This is a genomic window from Pseudomonas sp. AM8, from assembly GCF_036346475.1.
In the GTDB taxonomy this organism is placed as follows: Bacteria; Pseudomonadota; Gammaproteobacteria; order Pseudomonadales; family Pseudomonadaceae; genus Aquipseudomonas; species Aquipseudomonas marginalis.
This window is the reverse complement of the sequence record NZ_JAOTNX010000024.1, coordinates 37,072-54,613: the sequence shown is the minus strand read 5'-3', so window position 1 is coordinate 54,613 and position 17,542 is coordinate 37,072. Positions and strand designations below refer to the sequence as shown.

The 17,542-nt window shown below is 60.4% G+C and carries 16 protein-coding genes; 5 read left to right on the top strand and 11 right to left on the bottom strand.

All coding sequences use genetic code 11. The features are described from left to right. The first annotated feature begins 168 nt into the window (after window positions 1–168). Window positions 169–1,050, top strand: a complete 882-nt coding sequence (gene rarD / locus V3W40_RS33485; protein WP_065927790.1) for an EamA family transporter RarD — start codon at window positions 169–171, stop codon at window positions 1,048–1,050. On the opposite strand, the gene V3W40_RS33480 is transcribed toward rarD, so the two are convergent. From V3W40_RS33480 to V3W40_RS33450, 7 genes are all read right to left on the bottom strand, one after another. Next, on the bottom strand, window positions 1,019–1,801 hold the full coding sequence (locus tag V3W40_RS33480) for a fimbrial biogenesis chaperone (protein WP_330216449.1): 783 nt from the start codon (window positions 1,799–1,801) through the stop codon (window positions 1,019–1,021). The two genes, rarD and V3W40_RS33480, sit on opposite strands and share 32 nt — an antisense overlap. Next, window positions 1,798–2,832 (bottom strand): fimbrial protein, encoded by a 1,035-nt coding sequence (locus tag V3W40_RS33475; RefSeq protein WP_330216448.1) that lies wholly within the window; start codon window positions 2,830–2,832, stop codon window positions 1,798–1,800. The genes V3W40_RS33480 and V3W40_RS33475 overlap by 4 nt, the downstream gene beginning before the upstream one ends. Window positions 2,833–2,896: 64 nt before the next feature. After that, window positions 2,897–5,470 (bottom strand): fimbria/pilus outer membrane usher protein, encoded by a 2,574-nt coding sequence (locus V3W40_RS33470; protein ID WP_330216447.1) that lies wholly within the window; start codon window positions 5,468–5,470, stop codon window positions 2,897–2,899. Window positions 5,471–5,637: 167 nt separating this feature from the next. Then, entirely contained in the window at window positions 5,638–6,429 is a 792-nt protein-coding gene (locus V3W40_RS33465; RefSeq protein WP_330216446.1) for a fimbrial biogenesis chaperone, read from the bottom strand. 84 nt (window positions 6,430–6,513) lie between these two features. Beyond that, window positions 6,514–7,077 (bottom strand): fimbrial protein, encoded by a 564-nt coding sequence (locus V3W40_RS33460; protein WP_065927492.1) that lies wholly within the window; start codon window positions 7,075–7,077, stop codon window positions 6,514–6,516. A gap of 230 nt (window positions 7,078–7,307) precedes the next feature. Beyond that, the gene (hppD, locus tag V3W40_RS33455; protein ID WP_027606579.1) at window positions 7,308–8,384 is read right to left on the bottom strand and encodes a 4-hydroxyphenylpyruvate dioxygenase; all 1,077 of its coding nucleotides are present in this window, start codon (window positions 8,382–8,384) and stop codon (window positions 7,308–7,310) included. 246 nt (window positions 8,385–8,630) lie between these two features. Further along, window positions 8,631–9,554 carry a DMT family transporter gene (locus V3W40_RS33450; RefSeq protein WP_074846823.1) on the bottom strand — a complete coding sequence of 308 codons (924 nt, stop codon included), beginning with the start codon at window positions 9,552–9,554 and terminating at the stop codon, window positions 8,631–8,633. Between the two features lie 77 nt (window positions 9,555–9,631). On the opposite strand from V3W40_RS33450, the gene V3W40_RS33445 reads away from it, so the two are divergent. The 3 genes from V3W40_RS33445 (at window position 9,632) to V3W40_RS33435 (ending at window position 12,695) form a co-directional block, all read left to right on the top strand. Further along, a complete protein-coding gene (locus V3W40_RS33445; protein WP_065927490.1) occupies window positions 9,632–10,558 on the top strand; it encodes a LysR family transcriptional regulator in 927 nt (308 codons plus the stop codon). A gap of 31 nt (window positions 10,559–10,589) precedes the next feature. Continuing rightward, the gene (locus V3W40_RS33440) at window positions 10,590–12,131 is read left to right on the top strand and encodes an EAL domain-containing protein (RefSeq protein ID WP_330216445.1); all 1,542 of its coding nucleotides are present in this window, start codon (window positions 10,590–10,592) and stop codon (window positions 12,129–12,131) included. A gap of 198 nt (window positions 12,132–12,329) precedes the next feature. Further along, the gene (locus V3W40_RS33435) at window positions 12,330–12,695 is read left to right on the top strand and encodes a histone-like nucleoid-structuring protein, MvaT/MvaU family (protein ID WP_027606583.1); all 366 of its coding nucleotides are present in this window, start codon (window positions 12,330–12,332) and stop codon (window positions 12,693–12,695) included. A gap of 111 nt (window positions 12,696–12,806) precedes the next feature. Here V3W40_RS33435 and V3W40_RS33430 read toward each other — a convergent pair whose 3' ends face one another. After that, the gene (locus tag V3W40_RS33430) at window positions 12,807–13,343 is read right to left on the bottom strand and encodes a DUF4946 domain-containing protein (protein ID WP_065927786.1); all 537 of its coding nucleotides are present in this window, start codon (window positions 13,341–13,343) and stop codon (window positions 12,807–12,809) included. A gap of 199 nt (window positions 13,344–13,542) precedes the next feature. On the opposite strand from V3W40_RS33430, the gene gloA reads away from it, so the two are divergent. Then, window positions 13,543–14,064 carry a lactoylglutathione lyase gene (gloA, locus tag V3W40_RS33425; protein WP_115487281.1) on the top strand — a complete coding sequence of 174 codons (522 nt, stop codon included), beginning with the start codon at window positions 13,543–13,545 and terminating at the stop codon, window positions 14,062–14,064. 63 nt (window positions 14,065–14,127) lie between these two features. On the opposite strand, the gene ahpF is transcribed toward gloA, so the two are convergent. From ahpF to V3W40_RS33410, 3 genes are all read right to left on the bottom strand, one after another. Further along, window positions 14,128–15,693, bottom strand: a complete 1,566-nt coding sequence (gene ahpF / locus V3W40_RS33420; protein ID WP_065946967.1) for an alkyl hydroperoxide reductase subunit F — start codon at window positions 15,691–15,693, stop codon at window positions 14,128–14,130. Between the two features lie 130 nt (window positions 15,694–15,823). Next, window positions 15,824–16,387 carry an alkyl hydroperoxide reductase subunit C gene (gene ahpC, locus V3W40_RS33415; RefSeq protein WP_003173835.1) on the bottom strand — a complete coding sequence of 188 codons (564 nt, stop codon included), beginning with the start codon at window positions 16,385–16,387 and terminating at the stop codon, window positions 15,824–15,826. Window positions 16,388–16,520: 133 nt separating this feature from the next. Further along, the gene (locus V3W40_RS33410) at window positions 16,521–17,453 is read right to left on the bottom strand and encodes a site-specific integrase (protein ID WP_065927486.1); all 933 of its coding nucleotides are present in this window, start codon (window positions 17,451–17,453) and stop codon (window positions 16,521–16,523) included. Window positions 17,454–17,542 lie beyond the last annotated feature (89 nt).

Genomic DNA, 17,542 nt, shown 5'->3' with positions numbered 1-17,542 from the left:
AACAACAACAACACCCCGACTGCCCCTACCAAGCAGACCCAGACAGCGGCCGCGAGACATTTTCCTGAAAAACGCCCCAAAACAGCGCGCCCTTCCCGCTTCAAAAGCACCATAATCCCCTGTTGAAATTCCCCCTACTTGTTTGAAATCGGTTTTCGCGAGGACAGCGTGTCTAAAGGTGTTGTGTTATCGGTGTCGGCCTCGGTGTTGTTTGCCGTGATGTATTACTTCACGTCATTGCTGACGCCATTGAGCGGCCTGGAAATTTTCGGCTGGCGCATGTTGCTGACCGTACCGTGCATGACGGTGTTCATGATCGTCAGCGGCGAATGGCGGCGGGTCTGGGAATTGCTGCGAGTGCTGGCGGCCAAGCCTCGGCTGATCGGCGGTGTGGTGTTGTCGTCGGCGTTGCTGGGCGTGCAGTTGTGGTTGTTCATGTGGGCGCCGCTGAACGGGCGCAGCCTGGATGTATCGGTGGGTTACTTCCTGCTGCCGCTGACCATGGTGCTGACCGGGCGCCTGGTATGGGGCGAACAGTTGTCCTACCTGCAAAAGATCGCGGTGTTTTTTGCCGGCCTCGGGGTACTCAACGAGTTGTTCCAGGCCGGCGGGTTCTCCTGGGCGACGCTGGTGGTGATCATCGGTTACCCGCTGTATTTCATTGCGCGCAGATACCTCAAGACCGACCACCTGGGCGGACTGTGGCTGGACATGGCGCTCATGCTGCCGGTGGCCTGGTGGTTTGTGCAAAGCGGCGAACAGGGCTTTGCGGTGATGGATGCCCACCCCAAGCTGTACGGGTTGATCCCGATGCTGGGCCTGATCAGCGCCTCGGCGCTCGTGAGCTATATCATCGCCAGCCGCCTGCTGGCGTTCAGCCTGTTCGGACTGCTCAGTTATGTCGAGCCGGTGCTGTTGCTGGTGGTGGCGCTGCTGCTGGGTGAAGGCATCAAGGCCGGCGAATGGTTGACCTACATCCCGATCTGGATCGCGGTCATGGTCCTGGTGTTCGAAGGGGTCAAGCACCTGGTGCGTCAGCGCAGGGCTTGAGCGACGAACAGGCGACAGGCCGCAACAGCGCCTGATGGTGCTGAATGGCACCCTCATCGTCCAGGGTGGTGAACTGTACTTGCGTACCGGTCAGGCCCTCGTGAGGCAGCCCGGGCATCGCAATCCGTGCAGTCCCATAGGGCGCGACCATCGGCGGATCTTCGCTGCGATGCTCCACTGCGCTGAGTGTCAGTACCACCCCGGACAAGGTCACGTGATAGGGCGTGGGGTTAAGCACCTCCAACCCCGCCTCGCCTCCACCGCTTACGGACCATTGCAGCGCATGAGCCGCGTCCTGCACCTGCCCCGGCAGTTCGGCGGGCCGGAGGAAAAGCTTGATCCGCGTACGAAAGGCAAATTGCAGGACGTTGGTTTCAGCCGAGGCCTCAACGCTCGGCCTGATTGCCAGCACGTTCAGCCAGTACACCGACTCCCGGCCAGCCATCGGCTTCGGCGTTTGATAATGCATGATCCGCAAGGCGCGTCCGGTGCTTGCATTCATGCGAACGATGGGTGGCGTAATCGTGAACGGCACATCACTGTTTTCGGGCGCCGCCGCCGCATCGCCGTCATCGATCCACGCCTGCACCAGGCGCGGACTGTCAGCCTCGTTGTGCAGGTTGATCACCACCGCGCGCGCGGCGCCCGGATAGATGACACGTGTGCGGTCAATCACGATTTCACCCTGCGCGACGATCGCCTGCAGGCTCATCAGCACGCCAAGGCCCCTGCTCCACAGCGCGATGCTCATCGGTAGCTCATTGTGAAGGACGCCAACCCGTTCGCGCTGCCGGGCCGGATCGATGAGCCCGTCTGGATATAACGTGCGGTCAAAGGAATCTGCACGGTTGCATTGCCGGTTGTGCCGACCAGCCACTGGTTCGGGTTGCCAATGGTCGTGGAGTCAGCGCCGTAACGCACCAGTGTGCTCCCCCGCAGTAATTGCAGTGCGACGCCGCTGGCCACGGAGGTCGGGGTCAGGGACAACACATCGCTGCGATTGGCCGGCGTGGTCTGGTCTGTCACCGTGATAAATACGTCACGCGTAGCGCCGCTGGTGCCGCCCGCACATGACAGTGTGATGTTGCGGGTCACGCTGCCGGCGAAGCTGCCCACCCCGCGAAAGTCACGTGCAGCCACGGCCGGCATGGGCATTGCAACCGAAGGCGTGGTGACGCTGCAGGTGGGTTTGCGGGGCGCATTGATCGTGATATTGGAGAAGTTCACCGCGTAATAACCGGCGCCGCTGATGGGCGTGCCGGTGATCGTATACCGTGCAAGGTTCCTGGCGGCGATCGTGCCGCCGGTGATGGGGCCCGTGGCTACAAAGTAGATACGGGTATCAAGCCCGAGGACGATGGGCCTTGCCCTGATATCTCCAACAATCAGTGTGACACCTGCCGTGTTGATAGGCATGAACGGCCGATTCGGGTCCCTCGCCATCAAGGCAAACCCGACCCCAGGTACATTGGTGGCATGCACTGGCATTGAAAGCCCGTTGGCGGAAAATGTCCGGCCCGTCGGCGGGCTATTGACCAGCGCCAGCCTGGCCTGAGCCCCGAAAGCAATGCGTTCGGTACACCGAAGCGCGGACGATGGAAGGCTATCAAAGCGATAGCCGCTGGCGGACCCTATCACTTGTCCTACCTGTTGCCCGGCCGCAACGGTGATCGGGGGAATAGTAATATTCACCGACGGGCCGGGGGCGCAGGTGATCGCTTGAGCTTCCAGCGCCACCATCCATCCTCCCAGCACCACGCTGACAAGCGAAAACCTAGTCATGAAAACAACACCTCTGTCATATCGGATAAGTCATGCATCGCATCAATCATGAATCGGCGCTCGCTCATGGCTGGCCCGCCACCTGGCGAGCCTGGCTCGCCACGCATACCCCTTGCATGAAGTCGGTAGTGACCTGTCGCTGGCCGGCGGTCGCCGGCGGCATGTGATAGTGGATATCGCACTGCTCGGCGATTTTGCTGCCCCACTTGACGGTCAGGCGGCCTTCCTGCGGGATGTCCCGGACGAAGGCTTTACTGGCCTGCCCCACCACACCGACCTCACGCCCTTGCCCATCGAATACCTGTGCGGCAAATGGCAGCGGGCTGCCATTCTCGCGAACGCCCTTGACCACCACTGCCCGGCCGTTGACCGTGTCGAACTTGACCAGCGATACCGCACCCGAGGTCGGTACGACGTTGCGGGTCGATTCCTGAAGCTCCACATCCAGCGACATGCCTTCCGGATCGATCTCCACCGTATTGTTCTGGAACGCCGTCAGATTGGGCACGACGGCGTATCCCTTGCTGTTGACCCGTGTACCGCCGCCGCCGCCAAGCCGGGCGCCTTCGGCTCCCGGCACATGGACCAGCGCCGAGGCTTCGCCCAGGCTTTGCGAGAACGCCACACCGTCGGCGTGCACGACTACTCCGCCGTCGGCGCCGAACGAAAGCTGCGAGCTATCGCGGCTCTGGCCATATCCGGCGCGCAGGTGGGTGGCATCGGTGCGATAACCCGCATAGGTGTTGAACTGGCTGGAGCGTGTGTCTTCACTGGTCGCACGGTGGGCGGAAACACCGTAGTTGACCTCGGCGTTCTCGCCCAGGAAGCCGTTGATGCCCACCTGTTGCTGGCTACCCCGTGTATCGCCGGTATCCCGGGACAGCGAAGTATTGATCGTCGGCGACCTCGACTCACTCCCCAGGGGCATCGATAGCGTGAGCATGTAGCGGTTATCAATGCGCCCGGGTTGACCGATACGCCCGAAGAACACATCGTCACTGAGCTCGCTTTGGGTCAGTTGTCGCGTGTCCTGGACCCTGGAACGTTGTGCCGAAAGGTTCCAGTTGAGCTTGTTCCAGGTCGAGCCGTAGCTGGCGGTGAATGAAACCTGGCGGCCCTCGTTCTCGCCCCAATAGTCGACAGAGCTGCCGTACAGGCTCAGGGTGCCGATGCCCAGTTGCTGGCTGATGGTCAGGTCGAGCCGGCTTTTTTGCCGGGCATAGCCGTTGACATCACCGGAGCGGCTCGCGATCTCACGCACATTCAGGGCATCCGGAAGGTTCAGGTATCCCTCTGTGGAGAATCGATACGCGCCCAGCGCAAAATGCGTACCCGATGCCGGCAGGCTTTTGTTGTAGCCAAGCCCGAGGCTTTGCCCGGTCAGGCGCCCATGGTCAGGCACCGCGGTACGTGAGGTGGCGGTGTCCAGCGAAAACGCGCCGACGGGCGTATTCAACGCAACACCAACCTTTCCCTGCTCATAACCTTTGGAAAGACTGCCGCCGCCGTACACCGTCAGGTCATCGGTCAAGCCGTGTTGCAGAGTGCCTTGAAAGACGCTCGCCCCCTTGGCATCGATGCCCTTTTGCTGCACCTCACCCAGGGTGGCGCTGTATTTTGTCGTGTCGGCCCGCAGCAGTTGCGGGGCCACTGAGTACGGCACGACGAAGGTGTTCCGACGCCCGTCGACTTCGGTCACGCTGACGATCAAATCACCGCCGTAACCGGTGGCATGCAGGTCACTGATGACAAAGGGGCCAGGCGCCACCGTGGTCTCATAAATGGTGTAGCCGTTCTGGCTGACCGTGACCGTTGCATTACTGTCGGCGACACCCCGTACCTGCGGTGCATAGCCTTGCTGCGTCTGCGGGCGCATGCGGTCATCGGTGGCCAGGGTCACGCCCCGCAGGCGGACCCCGTCGACGATCTGTCCGTTGCTGAAGGTGTCTCCCAGGGTCAGTTGTGACTGCCAGGGGATGATACTGCGCTGCACATACGTGGACGTGTTCTGATAAGTCTCGAAGCCTGTGCGATTGCTCCAGGCCTGGGCGCCCTGGTGCCGCAAGCGCCAGGCGCCCAGATTGATCCCCGCATTGAGGCCCAGGTAAGTACGACCGTCACCTTCACCGGCGGTGACTGCGCTGGTGCTGAAGTTGTAATTGAGTAACCCTGCGGCAATCCCCTCATCCAGCGACTCGGGGTCAATGTAGCCACGCATGGAGCGCTTCATATAGGCCTGCGGCACGCTGGCGGCCAACTCGAGCGCACCCGGGTCGAAAGTGCTGGACGCCATCGGAATCCACTGCCCCAGGTCGCCGCAATACTGGCCGGCTGCGGCAGGGTTGCCGACCTCGCGCCCATGGGCCTCGGTATCGACTTTATCCATCGCGATACCGATCTTTTCCAACACTTCGCGACTCAAGCACGGCTGCGCACCGGCCTTTGCCTGGGCTGCGACGAACTCCACCTCCCTGCGGCCCAATGCCTGGCCGTTGACCACGATATCTACGCGGTACAGGCCGGGGCTCATCGGGTTGCCGGTGTTGAACCGTGACGTGTCGACCGACGACGCCAGGCCACTGGAGAATGCGTTCAGATCAAAGCTCAACTCAGACGCAAGCGCGGCATCGCTTGCCATCACGGCCGCACTCATCAAACCACCCAACATCATCGTGCGAGGCTGGAATGGCAAAATCGGGGCGCAACGATGCACCCTTACCTGGATGTGACTAGGCATAGTTATGACTTCAGTGGCCGCTGGGAAATGTACGTTTGCTTGCCATCGTCAACGTTCCGGGGACGCGTTCAGCGGTGCAACACAGCAGGCTGCACCGATGAAAAGCCACCGAAATCGTTGATGTAGGTGAAACTCACCCGCGCATCAGCAGGTATTGCCTTCGCGGCTTTCGGCACCGGTACCTTCAATGTGCCTCCTGGTTCCACCATTCCTTCCGGCAGGATCAGTTTTTTCGCGTTGGGATCAGCGCCCATGAGCAGGGCAATGTCGTTGAAGGTGACGTGATACGCCGATGGGTTATGCACCTGTATCTCGTTGCCCTGGGCGACCCGCGCCAGGGACCAGCGCAACAGCCCGGGCGCCTCCTCGGGTGTTCCGGATAATTGCGCCGGACGAAAAAACACTTTGGTGCGGATACGGAACGCGAACTTGAAGTGGTTCCGCTGGTCGTCTTCAAGCGTGGGATCAAACTCACTGGTCGCACCAGGGACCTCAAGTACATTCAACCAGAACAGCGACTCTCTATCCGCAGGCAGCGGTGCCTTGGTGTAGGACAGGCGCATGGACTGGCTTTTGCCTGAGTCCAGGCGAAATACCGGCGGAGACAGGACGAAAGGCACATCGCTCAGCGACGGCGCTGCCTCTGGGTCACCGGCGTCCAGCCATGCCTGGACCAGGCGGGGTGCATGTTTGTCATCATTGGTCACTCGTAGGGTGACCTCGCGTCGCTGCTCGGGGTAAATCTGTCGCGTACCGTCGATAACCACGCCCGCGTGCGCCATGTGCGAGGCCATCCCCAAGGACAGGCTCATCGCCACGCACATCGCTCGACGACTTAAGATCATCAGTAAATCCTGCATCGGGTAATCCTTGATAACAGTTGTCCTGCGCCCGACCGCCGGGTCGAGCGAGGATCTCAGGCGATGGTCATCTGCGTGGCTGCATCAAGGAAAGGTGACCGAGTACTGCACACTGCTGGTGACATTACCCGCGCCCGCCGCGCCACCGTTGGCGATATAGCGTGCGTAGAACGGCAAGGTCGCCAGGCCATTGGTAACGGTGGCAACGGTCGAGTTGTTGCCGGTGCGCAAGTCCATTGGCGTGGAGGTCGCACCATCGAGGATTTGTACCTCCACCCGCGAGGCCGGCGTTGCCGTGGCCGTGTTACGCAAGTTGCCGGTTGCCGGGTTGATGCCAGGGCTGGTCGGCTCATAACGTACGGCGACCTTGGTACCGTCCGGGCACCCACCCGAGCCGCCAACATAGACAAAGTAGCGCTTGGCGCCGGCCGTATCGCCTGCGGCCTTGAGGGCCGAGGTTTGCACTCGGTCAAGCACTACCGGGAAGTTGGCGCCCGAACCTGGCGAGGCCCCGGTACCGCCACTGATGGTGCAGGTGGTGCCACTGACCGAGCCTGTGATGGTGATGGTACCGTCTGCCGCATAAGCGGAGCTGGCGGCAAAGCCGCAAAAAGCCAGCACTGCAGCCGCCAGAGTTTGTTTTGTCATAGTCAGTCTTTCCTTAAAGTTGGGTTCGCGGAATGCACGGTTGCGACACAGGAGAACATCAGCTCTTGCGCCCCCCATGTGTGGAAATCGCGATCAATCGGGTTCCCAGGCCAGGAAAAGGCGTTTGTTTCAAGCTGGTTCTGAATGGGCAGGCAAAAAAAATGCTCCGTACCTTGGGATACGGAGCATGTTCGTCAAGCACCTGGGCAGTCTGCCAGGCCCCACATGGATCAGTCGGCGGTCAACACACCTCGGCGAACCTGATCGCGCTCGATGGACTCGAACAGCGCCTTGAAGTTGCCCTCGCCAAACCCGTCATCGCCCTTGCGCTGGATGAACTCGAAGAACACCGGGCCCATCAGGGTTTCCGAGAAGATCTGCAGCAACAGGCGCTTGTCGCCTTCGATGGATGAGCCGTCCAGCAGGATGCCACGTGCCTGCAGTTGATCCACCGGTTCGCCGTGGTTCGGCAGGCGACCTTCGAGCATTTCGTAGTAGGTGTCCGGCGGTGCGGTCATGAAGCGCATGCCGATCTTCTTGAGTGCGTCCCAGGTCTTGACCAGGTCGTCGGTGAGGAACGCCACGTGCTGGATGCCCTCGCCATTGAACTGCATCAGGAACTCTTCGATCTGCCCGGCGCCCTTGGACGACTCTTCGTTCAGCGGGATGCGGATCATGCCGTCCGGGGCGCTCATGGCCTTGGAGGTCAGGCCGGTGTATTCGCCCTTGATATCGAAGTAGCGCGCTTCACGGAAGTTGAACAGTTTCTCGTAGAAGCCGGCCCAGTAGGCCATGCGCCCGCGATAGACGTTGTGGGTCAGGTGGTCGATGACCTTGAGGCCGGCACCTTGGGGGTTGCGCTCGACGCCGTCGAGGTAGACGAAGTCGATGTCATAGATCGAGCTGCCCTCACCAAAACGGTCGATCAGGTACAGCGGCGCGCCGCCGATGCCCTTGATGGCCGGCAGGTTCAGCTCCATCGGGCCGGTTTCGATATGGATGGGCTGGGCACCCAGCTCCAGGGCGCGGTTGTAGGCTTTTTGCGAGTCCTTGACGCGGAACGCCATGCCGCACACCGACGGGCCATGCTCGGCGGCGAAGTAGGAGGCGATGCTGTTGGGCTCGTTGTTGAGGATCAGGTTGATCTCGCCCTGGCGGAACAGCTGGACGTTCTTGGAGCGGTGATTCGCGACTTTGGTGAAGCCCATGATCTCGAAGATCGGCTCCAGGGTGCCCGGGGTCGGCGATGCGAATTCGATAAATTCAAAGCCCATCAGGCCCATTGGGTTTTCATAGTGGTCGGTCATGGCCGGCGCCTCATCATTCTTGTGGGTAGCAATTGGTTATTTGCGAGCAAGGATGAGGTCGGAGGGCGGCGCGCAGGAAAGGCCTCGCACACTGCGGGCGAGGAAGTCACCAAAGATGAGGGGGGAGCCGAGTAGCTTCATGGTTACATCAGTCTCTGACGGCCGAGGCTTGCGTGAGCGCAAGTCCATATTCTTGTATGCGTAAATCGATTCTACACAGCGTAACTGCGTTTGTCCGTACTCTTATCAAATCCCCATTGCCCTGGCCTGTGCAAGGGGTTTGTTGCACAGGTAGATGCCCAGCAGGATGATGGCCCCGCCCGCCAGCATGGGCGCCGTCAGTTGCTCCCCCAGCAGCAAGGCACCGCAGATCACCGCCGTCAGTGGGTTGAGTGCGATAAACACGCCGGAGCGCGTCGCGCCGATACGCCGGATGCCGTCGTAGTAACCGATATACGCCAGCGCCGAGCCCAACACGCCGAGGTAGGCCAGGCTGAGCCACTGGGTGAGTTGCAAGCGGCCGAGCGCTTCTACGCTGACGCTTGCGGTGACAAACGCGGTGCTGATCAACATCAACGTGCCCAGCAGCACCGACCAGGTGACCGTCTGCAATGGCCCCAGGCTTTGGTTGAGCCCACGGGCACACAACGAATAAACGCCCCACCCTGCCACGCAGCCAAGGATCAGCAGGTCGCCGATCCAGGCATCGGCGGTGGCCTGCAGCAACTGCGGGTTACGGCTGACAATGACCGTCCCGGCACCGACCAGGCACAACAGGATCCCCAGCAGCTTGATCCGACTCAGCCGCTCCTTGAATAACAGCCAGCTCGCCAGGCCGATCACCGCCGGGTTCAACGCCACGATCAACGAAGCCCGCGACGCATTGATGTACTGCAACCCATAGAAGAAGCACAGGTTGTAGAAAAAAATCCCGCAGAAGCCCAGCACCGCCAGCTGCGCAAACTGCCGAAGGTTCGGGCGTAACAGTCGAATACGCGCGCAGGCCATGAACAGCAACAACGCCAGGCTGGCGAGGATAAAACGCAGGCTGGCGGCCAGCAGCGGATTGAGGTGGTCGGCCAGGAAGCGCCCGGCGACAAAGGTACCGCCCCAGATCATGGTGACGGCGGCGAGTTTGCAATAAGTCAGGTAGTCGGAGGCGGGATGCATGGGGATGGCTCTAGGTACGGGGAGAATTGGCGTATTCTTCAGCTAATAACTATTCATCGTAAAATGAGCTTTCACTCATGACCCTGACCCAATTGGAAATCTTCTCGCTGGTCGCCGAGCTGCAGGGTTTTACCAGTGCGGCCCACCGCCTGGGCATCAGCCAGTCGGCGGTGTCCCATGCCATCAAGGCCCTGGAGCAGGAACTGGGTGTGGAGCTGTTTCGGCGCCACCAGTCACTGGTAGAACCCAGCGACATCGGCCGGCAATTACTCGGACGTGCCCGTGCCATGCTCGGCCTGGCCAACACCCTGCAACAAGAAGCGGCCGATGCCCGGGGCATGCGGCGCGGTACCTTGCGCATCGGCTCGTTCGGGCCGACCGCGTCGATTCGCCTGCTGCCCACCATCCTCAGCGAGTTTCGCAGCGCCCATCCGGGGATTGAGGTGCATGTGGACGAAGGCCCCGACCGCCAGGTGCTGCAGTGGCTGGATGAGCGACGGATCGATGTGGGCTTTGTGGTGCTGGAACAGGAGCGCTACGACACCTTTACCGTGTTCGAGGACGAGCTGGTGGCGCTGCTGCCGGCAGATCATCCATTGGCTGCGCGGGACACGCTGGCCCTGCAGGACCTGTGCGACGATGCCTTTATCCTGACCGAAGCCGGCTCCTCGGAACTGGTCACCCGCCTGTTCGACGCCAGACAACTGCGACCAAGGATTCGTTACCGCTGTGCACAACTGCTGAGCACCCTGGAAGCGGTCAGCCGTGGCGATGGCCTGAGCATCGTCGCCGAAGCGTCGCTGCCCCAGGCACTTGATCCGCGCTATGTGAAGCGACCCCTTTCGCCCCGTGTGCCGCGCCAGATCGGCCTGGCGGTGCTGGATCGTCGGCAGTCGTCACCGGCCACCGTGGCCTTTATCGAGATTGCGCAAAGCCTTGTCAGGGCGAGCAAACTCCAAGCGGGCCATCTATCATCGGAACATTCCCCGCCGGCCTGCCGGTAAAGCCCTCCCCCTGCGCAACAGGCCTGAACCCATGCCCCTCACTGTCAAAGGCCCGCGAAGACTTCTCACCCGCTATGCGATCAGCCTGTTGGCGGGTGTGCTGCCGATCCTGCTCGGTGCGGCCATCCTGTATTGGCAAGCCGAACGCACCCTCGAACAAAGCACCGCGCAAACCGCCCAGGAAGCCGTACGTCAATTCGACCTGATGCTCGACAATACCGCCCTCGCCGCCCAGGCCTTGCTGCCCCTGGCCGGACAGCCGTGTGACAGTGGCGCGCAACTGGCGCTGCGTGAACAGGTCACGCGCCGGCCGTTTGTGCGGGCGACGACCTTGTCCTGGCAGAGAAACATTTATTGCAGCTCCCTGTTCGGCAGCAACTACGAGTCACCGGTAAACCCGGATGACTACGTCGATGGCCGCCTGTGGCTGATGAACGGCAACCCGGTTACGCCGGATACCGCGCTGCTGGTCTACCGCCTGGTCGACGGCGACAAAGCGGCGTTTGCCTCCATCGACGGCTATCACCTGACCAACGCCCTGCGCCTGATCAGCCGCTATGCGCAGCTTGTGCTGCAAGTCGGCCCTCACTGGCTCGGCGCCGATGGCAACGTGCACGACACTGCAGTCCCGGTATTTGCCGTGGCCCATCATCACCTGGCGTCCGAGCGTTATCGCTACAGCGTCGACGCCGGCATGCCGGCCGGTGAAGTGTGGCGCTATATGCAGGCACGTTACCCGGCGCTGTTCAGCCTGGTGGTGTTCTTTGGCGTCCTCGCGGGCCTGCTTGCGCACTGGCTGCAAAAGCGCTCCTCGGCGCCCACCCATGAGCTGCAACGGGCGCTGGGGGCCAATGAGTTCATCCCGTACTTCCAGCCGGTGGTGCGCGGTGACACCCGCGAATGGGCCGGCTGCGAAGTGCTGATGCGCTGGCAGCACCCCAAGGAAGGCCTGGTCCGGCCCGATCTGTTTATCCCGCTGGCCGAACATTCCGGCCTGATAGTGCCAATGACCCGTGCCCTGCTGCGCCAGACCGCCACCCAACTGGCGCCCCATGCGACGCAGTTCAGCCCGGGCTTCCATATCGGCGTGAATATCACCGCGCGCCATTGCCACGACCTTGCACTGGTGGAGGATTGCCGTGAGTTTCTCGCCGCCTTTGCACCGGGCCAGGTGACCTTGGTGCTGGAGCTGACCGAGCGCGAGCTGATCGAGCCCACGGATATTACCCGCCGACTGTTCGACGCCCTGCATCAACTAGGGGTGATGATTGCCATCGATGACTTTGGTACCGGCCATTCCAGTCTGGGCTATTTGCGCAACTTCAATGTGGATTACTTGAAGATCGACCAGAGTTTTGTCGCCATGATCGGTGCCGATGCACTATCGCGGCATATTCTGGACAGCATCATCGAATTGTCCGGCAAGCTGGACCTGGGCATCGTTGCCGAGGGTGTAGAGACTGCCGAGCAGTGCGAATACCTGGCCGCTCACGGCGTGGATTTCCTCCAGGGCTACCTGTTTGGAAAGCCATTACCCAGCGATGAATTCATTAAAAACCTGGCCAGCCATTGAATAGCCATGCACTAGCGGCGTTGAAATAATGTTAATACGACAAAAGACGTGATTTACTCGTGGCGGATTAACTACTACAATTTTTCTTGCCTGTGCAGAACTCGCAGGACGACTTCTTCTGTGAGTCGCCTTAACGCTATTGGCTTATAGCTTTGTCTGTAGTTGACATCAGCCAAATACACTATTGGAGTACAGATTTTGTCCAGACTCGCCGAATTTCGCGCAGCAGAAAAAGCCCTTCAAGAGCAGCTCGCCCAGCTGGAGTCCCTGAAGAACGACGCCGGCCTGAAGAAAGAAATCGAATTCGAAGAAAAGCTTCAAGGACTGATGAAAACCTACGGCAAAGGCCTGCGCGACATTATCCTGATCCTTGATCCAAACCCGGGCAAGACCAGCGCTGCCGCCGCCAGCGCACCCAAACAGCGCCGTGCACGCGTGGTCAAGGTTTACCACAACCCGCACACTGGCGAACTGATCGAAACCAAGGGCGGTAACCACCGTGGCCTCAAGGCCTGGAAAGAACAGTATGGCGCAGCCACTGTAGACTCCTGGCTTCGCGGCTGATCGCAGCGCACTAACAAAGAGCCCCGCACATGCGGGGCTTTTTTATTCAAGGGTTCGAAACCGAACTTAAATAACATTTCACCTTGTTGAGAATCGACGGGCGAAACCCACTTAAAGTTTGAGGCTGGCGCGCACCGAACTGACTTCATCCTTGCTGGCTTCGTAGGCATCGGCTTGACCCGCGTATGAAAAAACATACGCTTTATCGGTATCTACAGCCCCCACCAATGTTTGCGAAAGGACGTGCCGTCCATTCTCGGTAATCACACAGGTAGTTTCCACGGCCTCAAGGCGACTCAGTGTTGTCGAGTGCATCTTGCTGCATACACTTTGATAACCGCCCTGGGCAAAATCTTTCTGGATGGACTTGCGCATCTCCAGCAATACGCCCTGGAGATTAACGTTATGCCCGGCCTCGATCGGCGTCCCCGTCAACTCCATCACCATCAATGTGTTGCCATTTTCGTCGTTCTTGATCGCACGCTGCCGCGAGACCGGCTGCCGCGTGGCCGGCGCGTCGCCGTCGGGCACCACCTCTTCTACCTGCCAGCCGCTGGGCCAGTGAATTTCCGGGTCGCCCGCCCACACCCAGGGGCTGGCCAACAGCAAACACAGAGCGCTCAACAGCGGTATACGACATTCGATCATTGCAAAAGACACCCAAGGTTCAAGCGACAAAGTGTGAGCCCCGCCACCGGCCGGTCGCAAGACCTGCGCGCGCTTTTTCATTTGGCGCAGCAAGCGGGCCTTGCGTATCATGGCCCGGCTGCACGGACGCCAGCCGCAAGCCAAGGGAACGCTCCTCTTACCTGGAGCCGCGTTTGCCCCATTTTTTTCTGGAGGGCCCATGAGCCTGCACGAACTGAACACCTTCCCGGGCGTCACCGCCCAACCTGACACCGCCACCTCGAACTTCGTGTTCAACCACACCATGCTGCGGGTCAAGGACATCACCAAGTCCCTGGACTTCTACACCCGCGTCCTGGGTTTTTCCCTGGTTGAAAAGCGCGACTTCCCGGAAGCCGAATTCAGCCTGTACTTCCTGGCCCTGGTGGACAAATCCCAGATCCCGGCCGACGCCGCCGCGCGTACCCAATGGATGAAGTCGATTCCAGGCATCCTGGAACTGACCCACAACCACGGCACCGAAAACGATGCCGACTTCGCCTACCACAACGGCAACACCGATCCACGCGGCTTTGGCCATATCTGCATCTCGGTGCCCGATATTGTTGCCGCGTGCGAACGCTTCGAGGCATTGGGCTGCGATTTCCAGAAGCGCCTGACCGATGGCCGCATGAAAAGCCTGGCGTTCATCAAGGACCCGGATGGGTACTGGGTCGAGATCATCCAGCCAGCGCCGCTGTAAGTTTCAACACACAACAAAAAACCCCATGATCACTCATGGGGTTTTTCGTTTCCTGACCTGGGCTTACGCCGGAGCGGAGGTACGGATCAGGTGATCGAAAGCACTCAGGGAAGCCTTGGCGCCCTCGCCTACTGCAATCACGATCTGCTTGTACGGCACGGTCGTCACGTCACCGGCGGCGAATACCCCTGGCAGTGAAGTTTCGCCACGGGCATCGACAATGATCTCGCCACGGGGGGTCAGTTCCACAGTGCCTTTAAGCCAGTCGGTGTTGGGCAGCAAGCCGATCTGTACAAAGATGCCTTCCAGGTCGAGGGTCTTGAACTCACCGGTATCGCGGTCCTTGTACGCCAGGCCTGTCACTTTCTGGCCATCGCCTTTGACTTCACTGGTCAGCGCGCTGGTGATCACGTCAACGTTAGGCAGGCTGTACAGCTTGCGCTGCAATACCGCATCGGCGCGCAACTTGCTGTCGAACTCCAGCAAGGTCACATGGCTGACGATACCGGCCAGGTCGATGGCCGCTTCAACGCCGGAGTTGCCGCCGCCGATCACCGCCACACGCTTGCCCTTGAATAGCGGACCATCGCAGTGCGGGCAGAAGCACACGCCCTTGGCCTTGTATTCCTGCTCGCCCGGTACACCCATTTCGCGCCAGCGGGCGCCGGTGGCCAGGATCACGGTCTTGGACTTGAGGGTCGCACCGCTTTCAAAGCGAATTTCGTGCAGGTCACCGGGATTCTTCGCCGGCACCAGGCTGCTGGCGCGCTGCAGGTTCATGATGTCCACGTCGTATTGACGCACGTGGGCTTCCAGGGCGCTGGCCAGTTTCGGCCCTTCGGTTTCCTGTACCGAGATAAAGTTCTCGATGGACATGGTGTCCAGCACCTGGCCGCCAAAGCGTTCGGCGGCAACACCGGTGCGAATACCTTTACGTGCGGCGTAGATGGCAGCTGCGGAACCGGCTGGGCCACCGCCGACGACCAGCACATCAAAGGCCTCCTTGGCGCTGATTTTCTCGGCGGCTTTTTCAATGCCGCTGGTGTCGAGCTTGGCGAGGATTTCTTCCAGGCCCATGCGGCCCTGGCCGAAGTTCACGCCATTCAAGTAGACGCTCGGCACCGCCATGATCTGACGCTCGTCGACTTCAGCCTGGAACAGCGCGCCGTCGATGGCGACGTGGCGGATATTCGGGTTGAGCACGGCCATCAGGTTCAATGCCTGGACCACGTCCGGGCAGTTCTGGCAGGACAGCGAGAAGTAAGTCTCGAAGCTGAACTCGCCCTTAAGGGCGCGGATCTGTTCGATGACTTCGACACTGGCCTTCGACGGGTGGCCACCGACTTGCAGCAGGGCCAGCACCAACGAAGTGAATTCATGGCCCATGGGGATGCCGGCGAAACGCAGGCTGATCTCGGCACCCGGGCGGTTGATGGAGAACGATGGCTTACGTGCATCATCACCATCGGTCTTCAGGGTAATCAGCGTGGTGAGGCTGGCTACGTCCTGCAGAAGGGCAAGCATTTCCTGGGATTTCGCGCCGTCGTCGAGGGAGGCGACGATCTCGATCGGCTGGGTGACCCGTTCCAGGTATGACTTCAACTGAGCTTTAAGATTGGCGTCCAACATACGGGCGATTTCCTATTAATTCGGTTTATTGCAGACAAAAAAACGCCCGAGCGACTCTCGCCCGGGCGTTTTGAGGGCGGATGCAGCTTACTTAAGTGCGGAGTTCCGCCCTTGATACGTCTTCACAGACTTAGATCTTGCCGACCAGGTCCAGGGACGGAGCCAGAGTAGCCTCGCCTTCTTTCCACTTGGCTGGGCACACTTCGCCTGGGTGGGCAGCAACGTATTGAGCGGCCTTGATTTTGCGCAGCAGCTCGGAAGCGTCACGGCCAACACCGCCGTCGTTCAGTTCAACGATCTTGATCTGACCTTCCGGGTTGATCACGAAGGTACCGCGGTCAGCCAGGCCAGCTTCTTCGATCAGGACGTCGAAGTTGCGGGAGATGGTCAGGGTCGGGTCGCCGATCATGGTGTACTGGATTTTGCCGATGGCTGGCGAGGTGTTGTGCCAGGCAGCGTGGGCAAAGTGGGTGTCGGTGGAAACGCTGTAGATTTCCACGCCCAGCTTCTGGAATTCGGCGTAGTTGTCGGCCAGGTCTTCCAGCTCGGTTGGGCAAACGAAGGTGAAGTCGGCTGGGTAGAAGAACACTACCGACCATTTGCCTTTCAGGTCAGCGTCGGTCACATCTACGAAGTTGCCGTTTTTGTATGCAGTTGCTTTGAACGGTTTTACTTGGCTGTTGATGATAGGCATCGTTGACTCTCCGTCAGGGGTTAAGAAGTTGATGAGGTGAATCCTACCCACTCTCTCGGCAGATGGCTCATTGGCAAACCTGATGCTGACGATTGGTTTTCCCTATCAGGTGACGGTATTAATAGAAGAAATCTCAAAGCAACGGTTGAGTGGCCAATGTCATGCCGAGAAAGGGCGTCGCTTCAACATAGCGCATGGCGGATTTCATGTCGCTCCAGCCGACGTAACTCATCAACGACTTCAAGTCCCACCCGCTGGAATGGGCCCAGGTGGCAAAGCCCCGACGCAGCGAGTGACTGGTGTACTGCTCGGCGGCGATGCCCGCACGCTCAAGCGCCTGGCGCAGCAGCGGTATCACGCTGTTGGGGTGCAAGCCCTCCTCCCCCAGGTTTCCCCAGCGATCGATACCGCGAAATACCGGACCGCGCACCAGAGCCGAGGCGCTGAGCCATTCGCTGTAGGCCTGCACCGGACAGAGGCGCAGCAGCGCCGGGGTGTGATAGGTCTTGCCGAGGTTGTCGCGGTCACTTTTGCTGCGCGGCAGGTACAGACTGATGCCTGCACCGGGTGTTGCCTGCACGTGTTCGATACTTAATCGGCACAACTCATCGCTACGGAAACCGCGCCAGAAGCCCAGCAGGATGAGCGCAGTGTCACGTTTGGCGCGCAGCAACCGCGGTGGGTCATGCGCCTCACTGGCCTCTCGCGCTTCAGCCTCAAGGGAGGCCGCGACCTGCTCCAGATGCCTGAGTTGCAACGGCTCGGCCTGCTTCTCCTGCGCCGGGTGCACGGCGCGAATCCCCTTGAGCACCTTGCGCACCACCGGCGCTTTCGTCGGATCGGGAAAGCCCTGGCTGGTATGCCATTGCGCCAATGCCGAGAGCCGCAACTTCAAGGTGTTGACTGCCAACACGCCGGCATGCGCCACCAGGTAACGCGCCACGCTGTCGCTGGTGGCCGGCAGAAATCCGCCCCAACTGACTTCGAAGTGTTCGATCGCCGCACGATAGCTGCGGCGCGTGTTATCGCGGGTGGCGGCGTTGAGGTAACGGTCCAGATCGCTCATGGGAGGCCTATTCGTACTGCTGGCAGAGGTATAAGCGCTCCAGTCGCTCATGACACGGGATAATACGCCAATATCCCATCTGTTAAATC

Coding starts and splice junctions, on each gene's coding strand:
- V3W40_RS33480 (WP_330216449.1), bottom strand. CDS start 1,801: ATGAGCATCGCGCTGTGGAGCAGGGGCCTTGGCGTGCTGATGAGCCTG.
- V3W40_RS33475 (WP_330216448.1), bottom strand. CDS start 2,832: ATGACTAGGTTTTCGCTTGTCAGCGTGGTGCTGGGAGGATGGATGGTG.
- V3W40_RS33470 (WP_330216447.1), bottom strand. CDS start 5,470: ATGGCAAGCGATGCCGCGCTTGCGTCTGAGTTGAGCTTTGATCTGAAC.
- V3W40_RS33465 (WP_330216446.1), bottom strand. CDS start 6,429: ATGCAGGATTTACTGATGATCTTAAGTCGTCGAGCGATGTGCGTGGCG.
- V3W40_RS33460 (WP_065927492.1), bottom strand. CDS start 7,077: ATGACAAAACAAACTCTGGCGGCTGCAGTGCTGGCTTTTTGCGGCTTT.
- hppD (WP_027606579.1), bottom strand. CDS start 8,384: ATGACCGACCACTATGAAAACCCAATGGGCCTGATGGGCTTTGAATTT.
- V3W40_RS33450 (WP_074846823.1), bottom strand. CDS start 9,554: ATGCATCCCGCCTCCGACTACCTGACTTATTGCAAACTCGCCGCCGTC.
- V3W40_RS33445 (WP_065927490.1), top strand. CDS start 9,632: ATGACCCTGACCCAATTGGAAATCTTCTCGCTGGTCGCCGAGCTGCAG.
- V3W40_RS33440 (WP_330216445.1), top strand. CDS start 10,590: ATGCCCCTCACTGTCAAAGGCCCGCGAAGACTTCTCACCCGCTATGCG.
- V3W40_RS33430 (WP_065927786.1), bottom strand. CDS start 13,343: ATGATCGAATGTCGTATACCGCTGTTGAGCGCTCTGTGTTTGCTGTTG.
- gloA (WP_115487281.1), top strand. CDS start 13,543: ATGAGCCTGCACGAACTGAACACCTTCCCGGGCGTCACCGCCCAACCT.
- ahpF (WP_065946967.1), bottom strand. CDS start 15,693: ATGTTGGACGCCAATCTTAAAGCTCAGTTGAAGTCATACCTGGAACGG.
- ahpC (WP_003173835.1), bottom strand. CDS start 16,387: ATGCCTATCATCAACAGCCAAGTAAAACCGTTCAAAGCAACTGCATAC.
- V3W40_RS33410 (WP_065927486.1), bottom strand. CDS start 17,453: ATGAGCGATCTGGACCGTTACCTCAACGCCGCCACCCGCGATAACACG.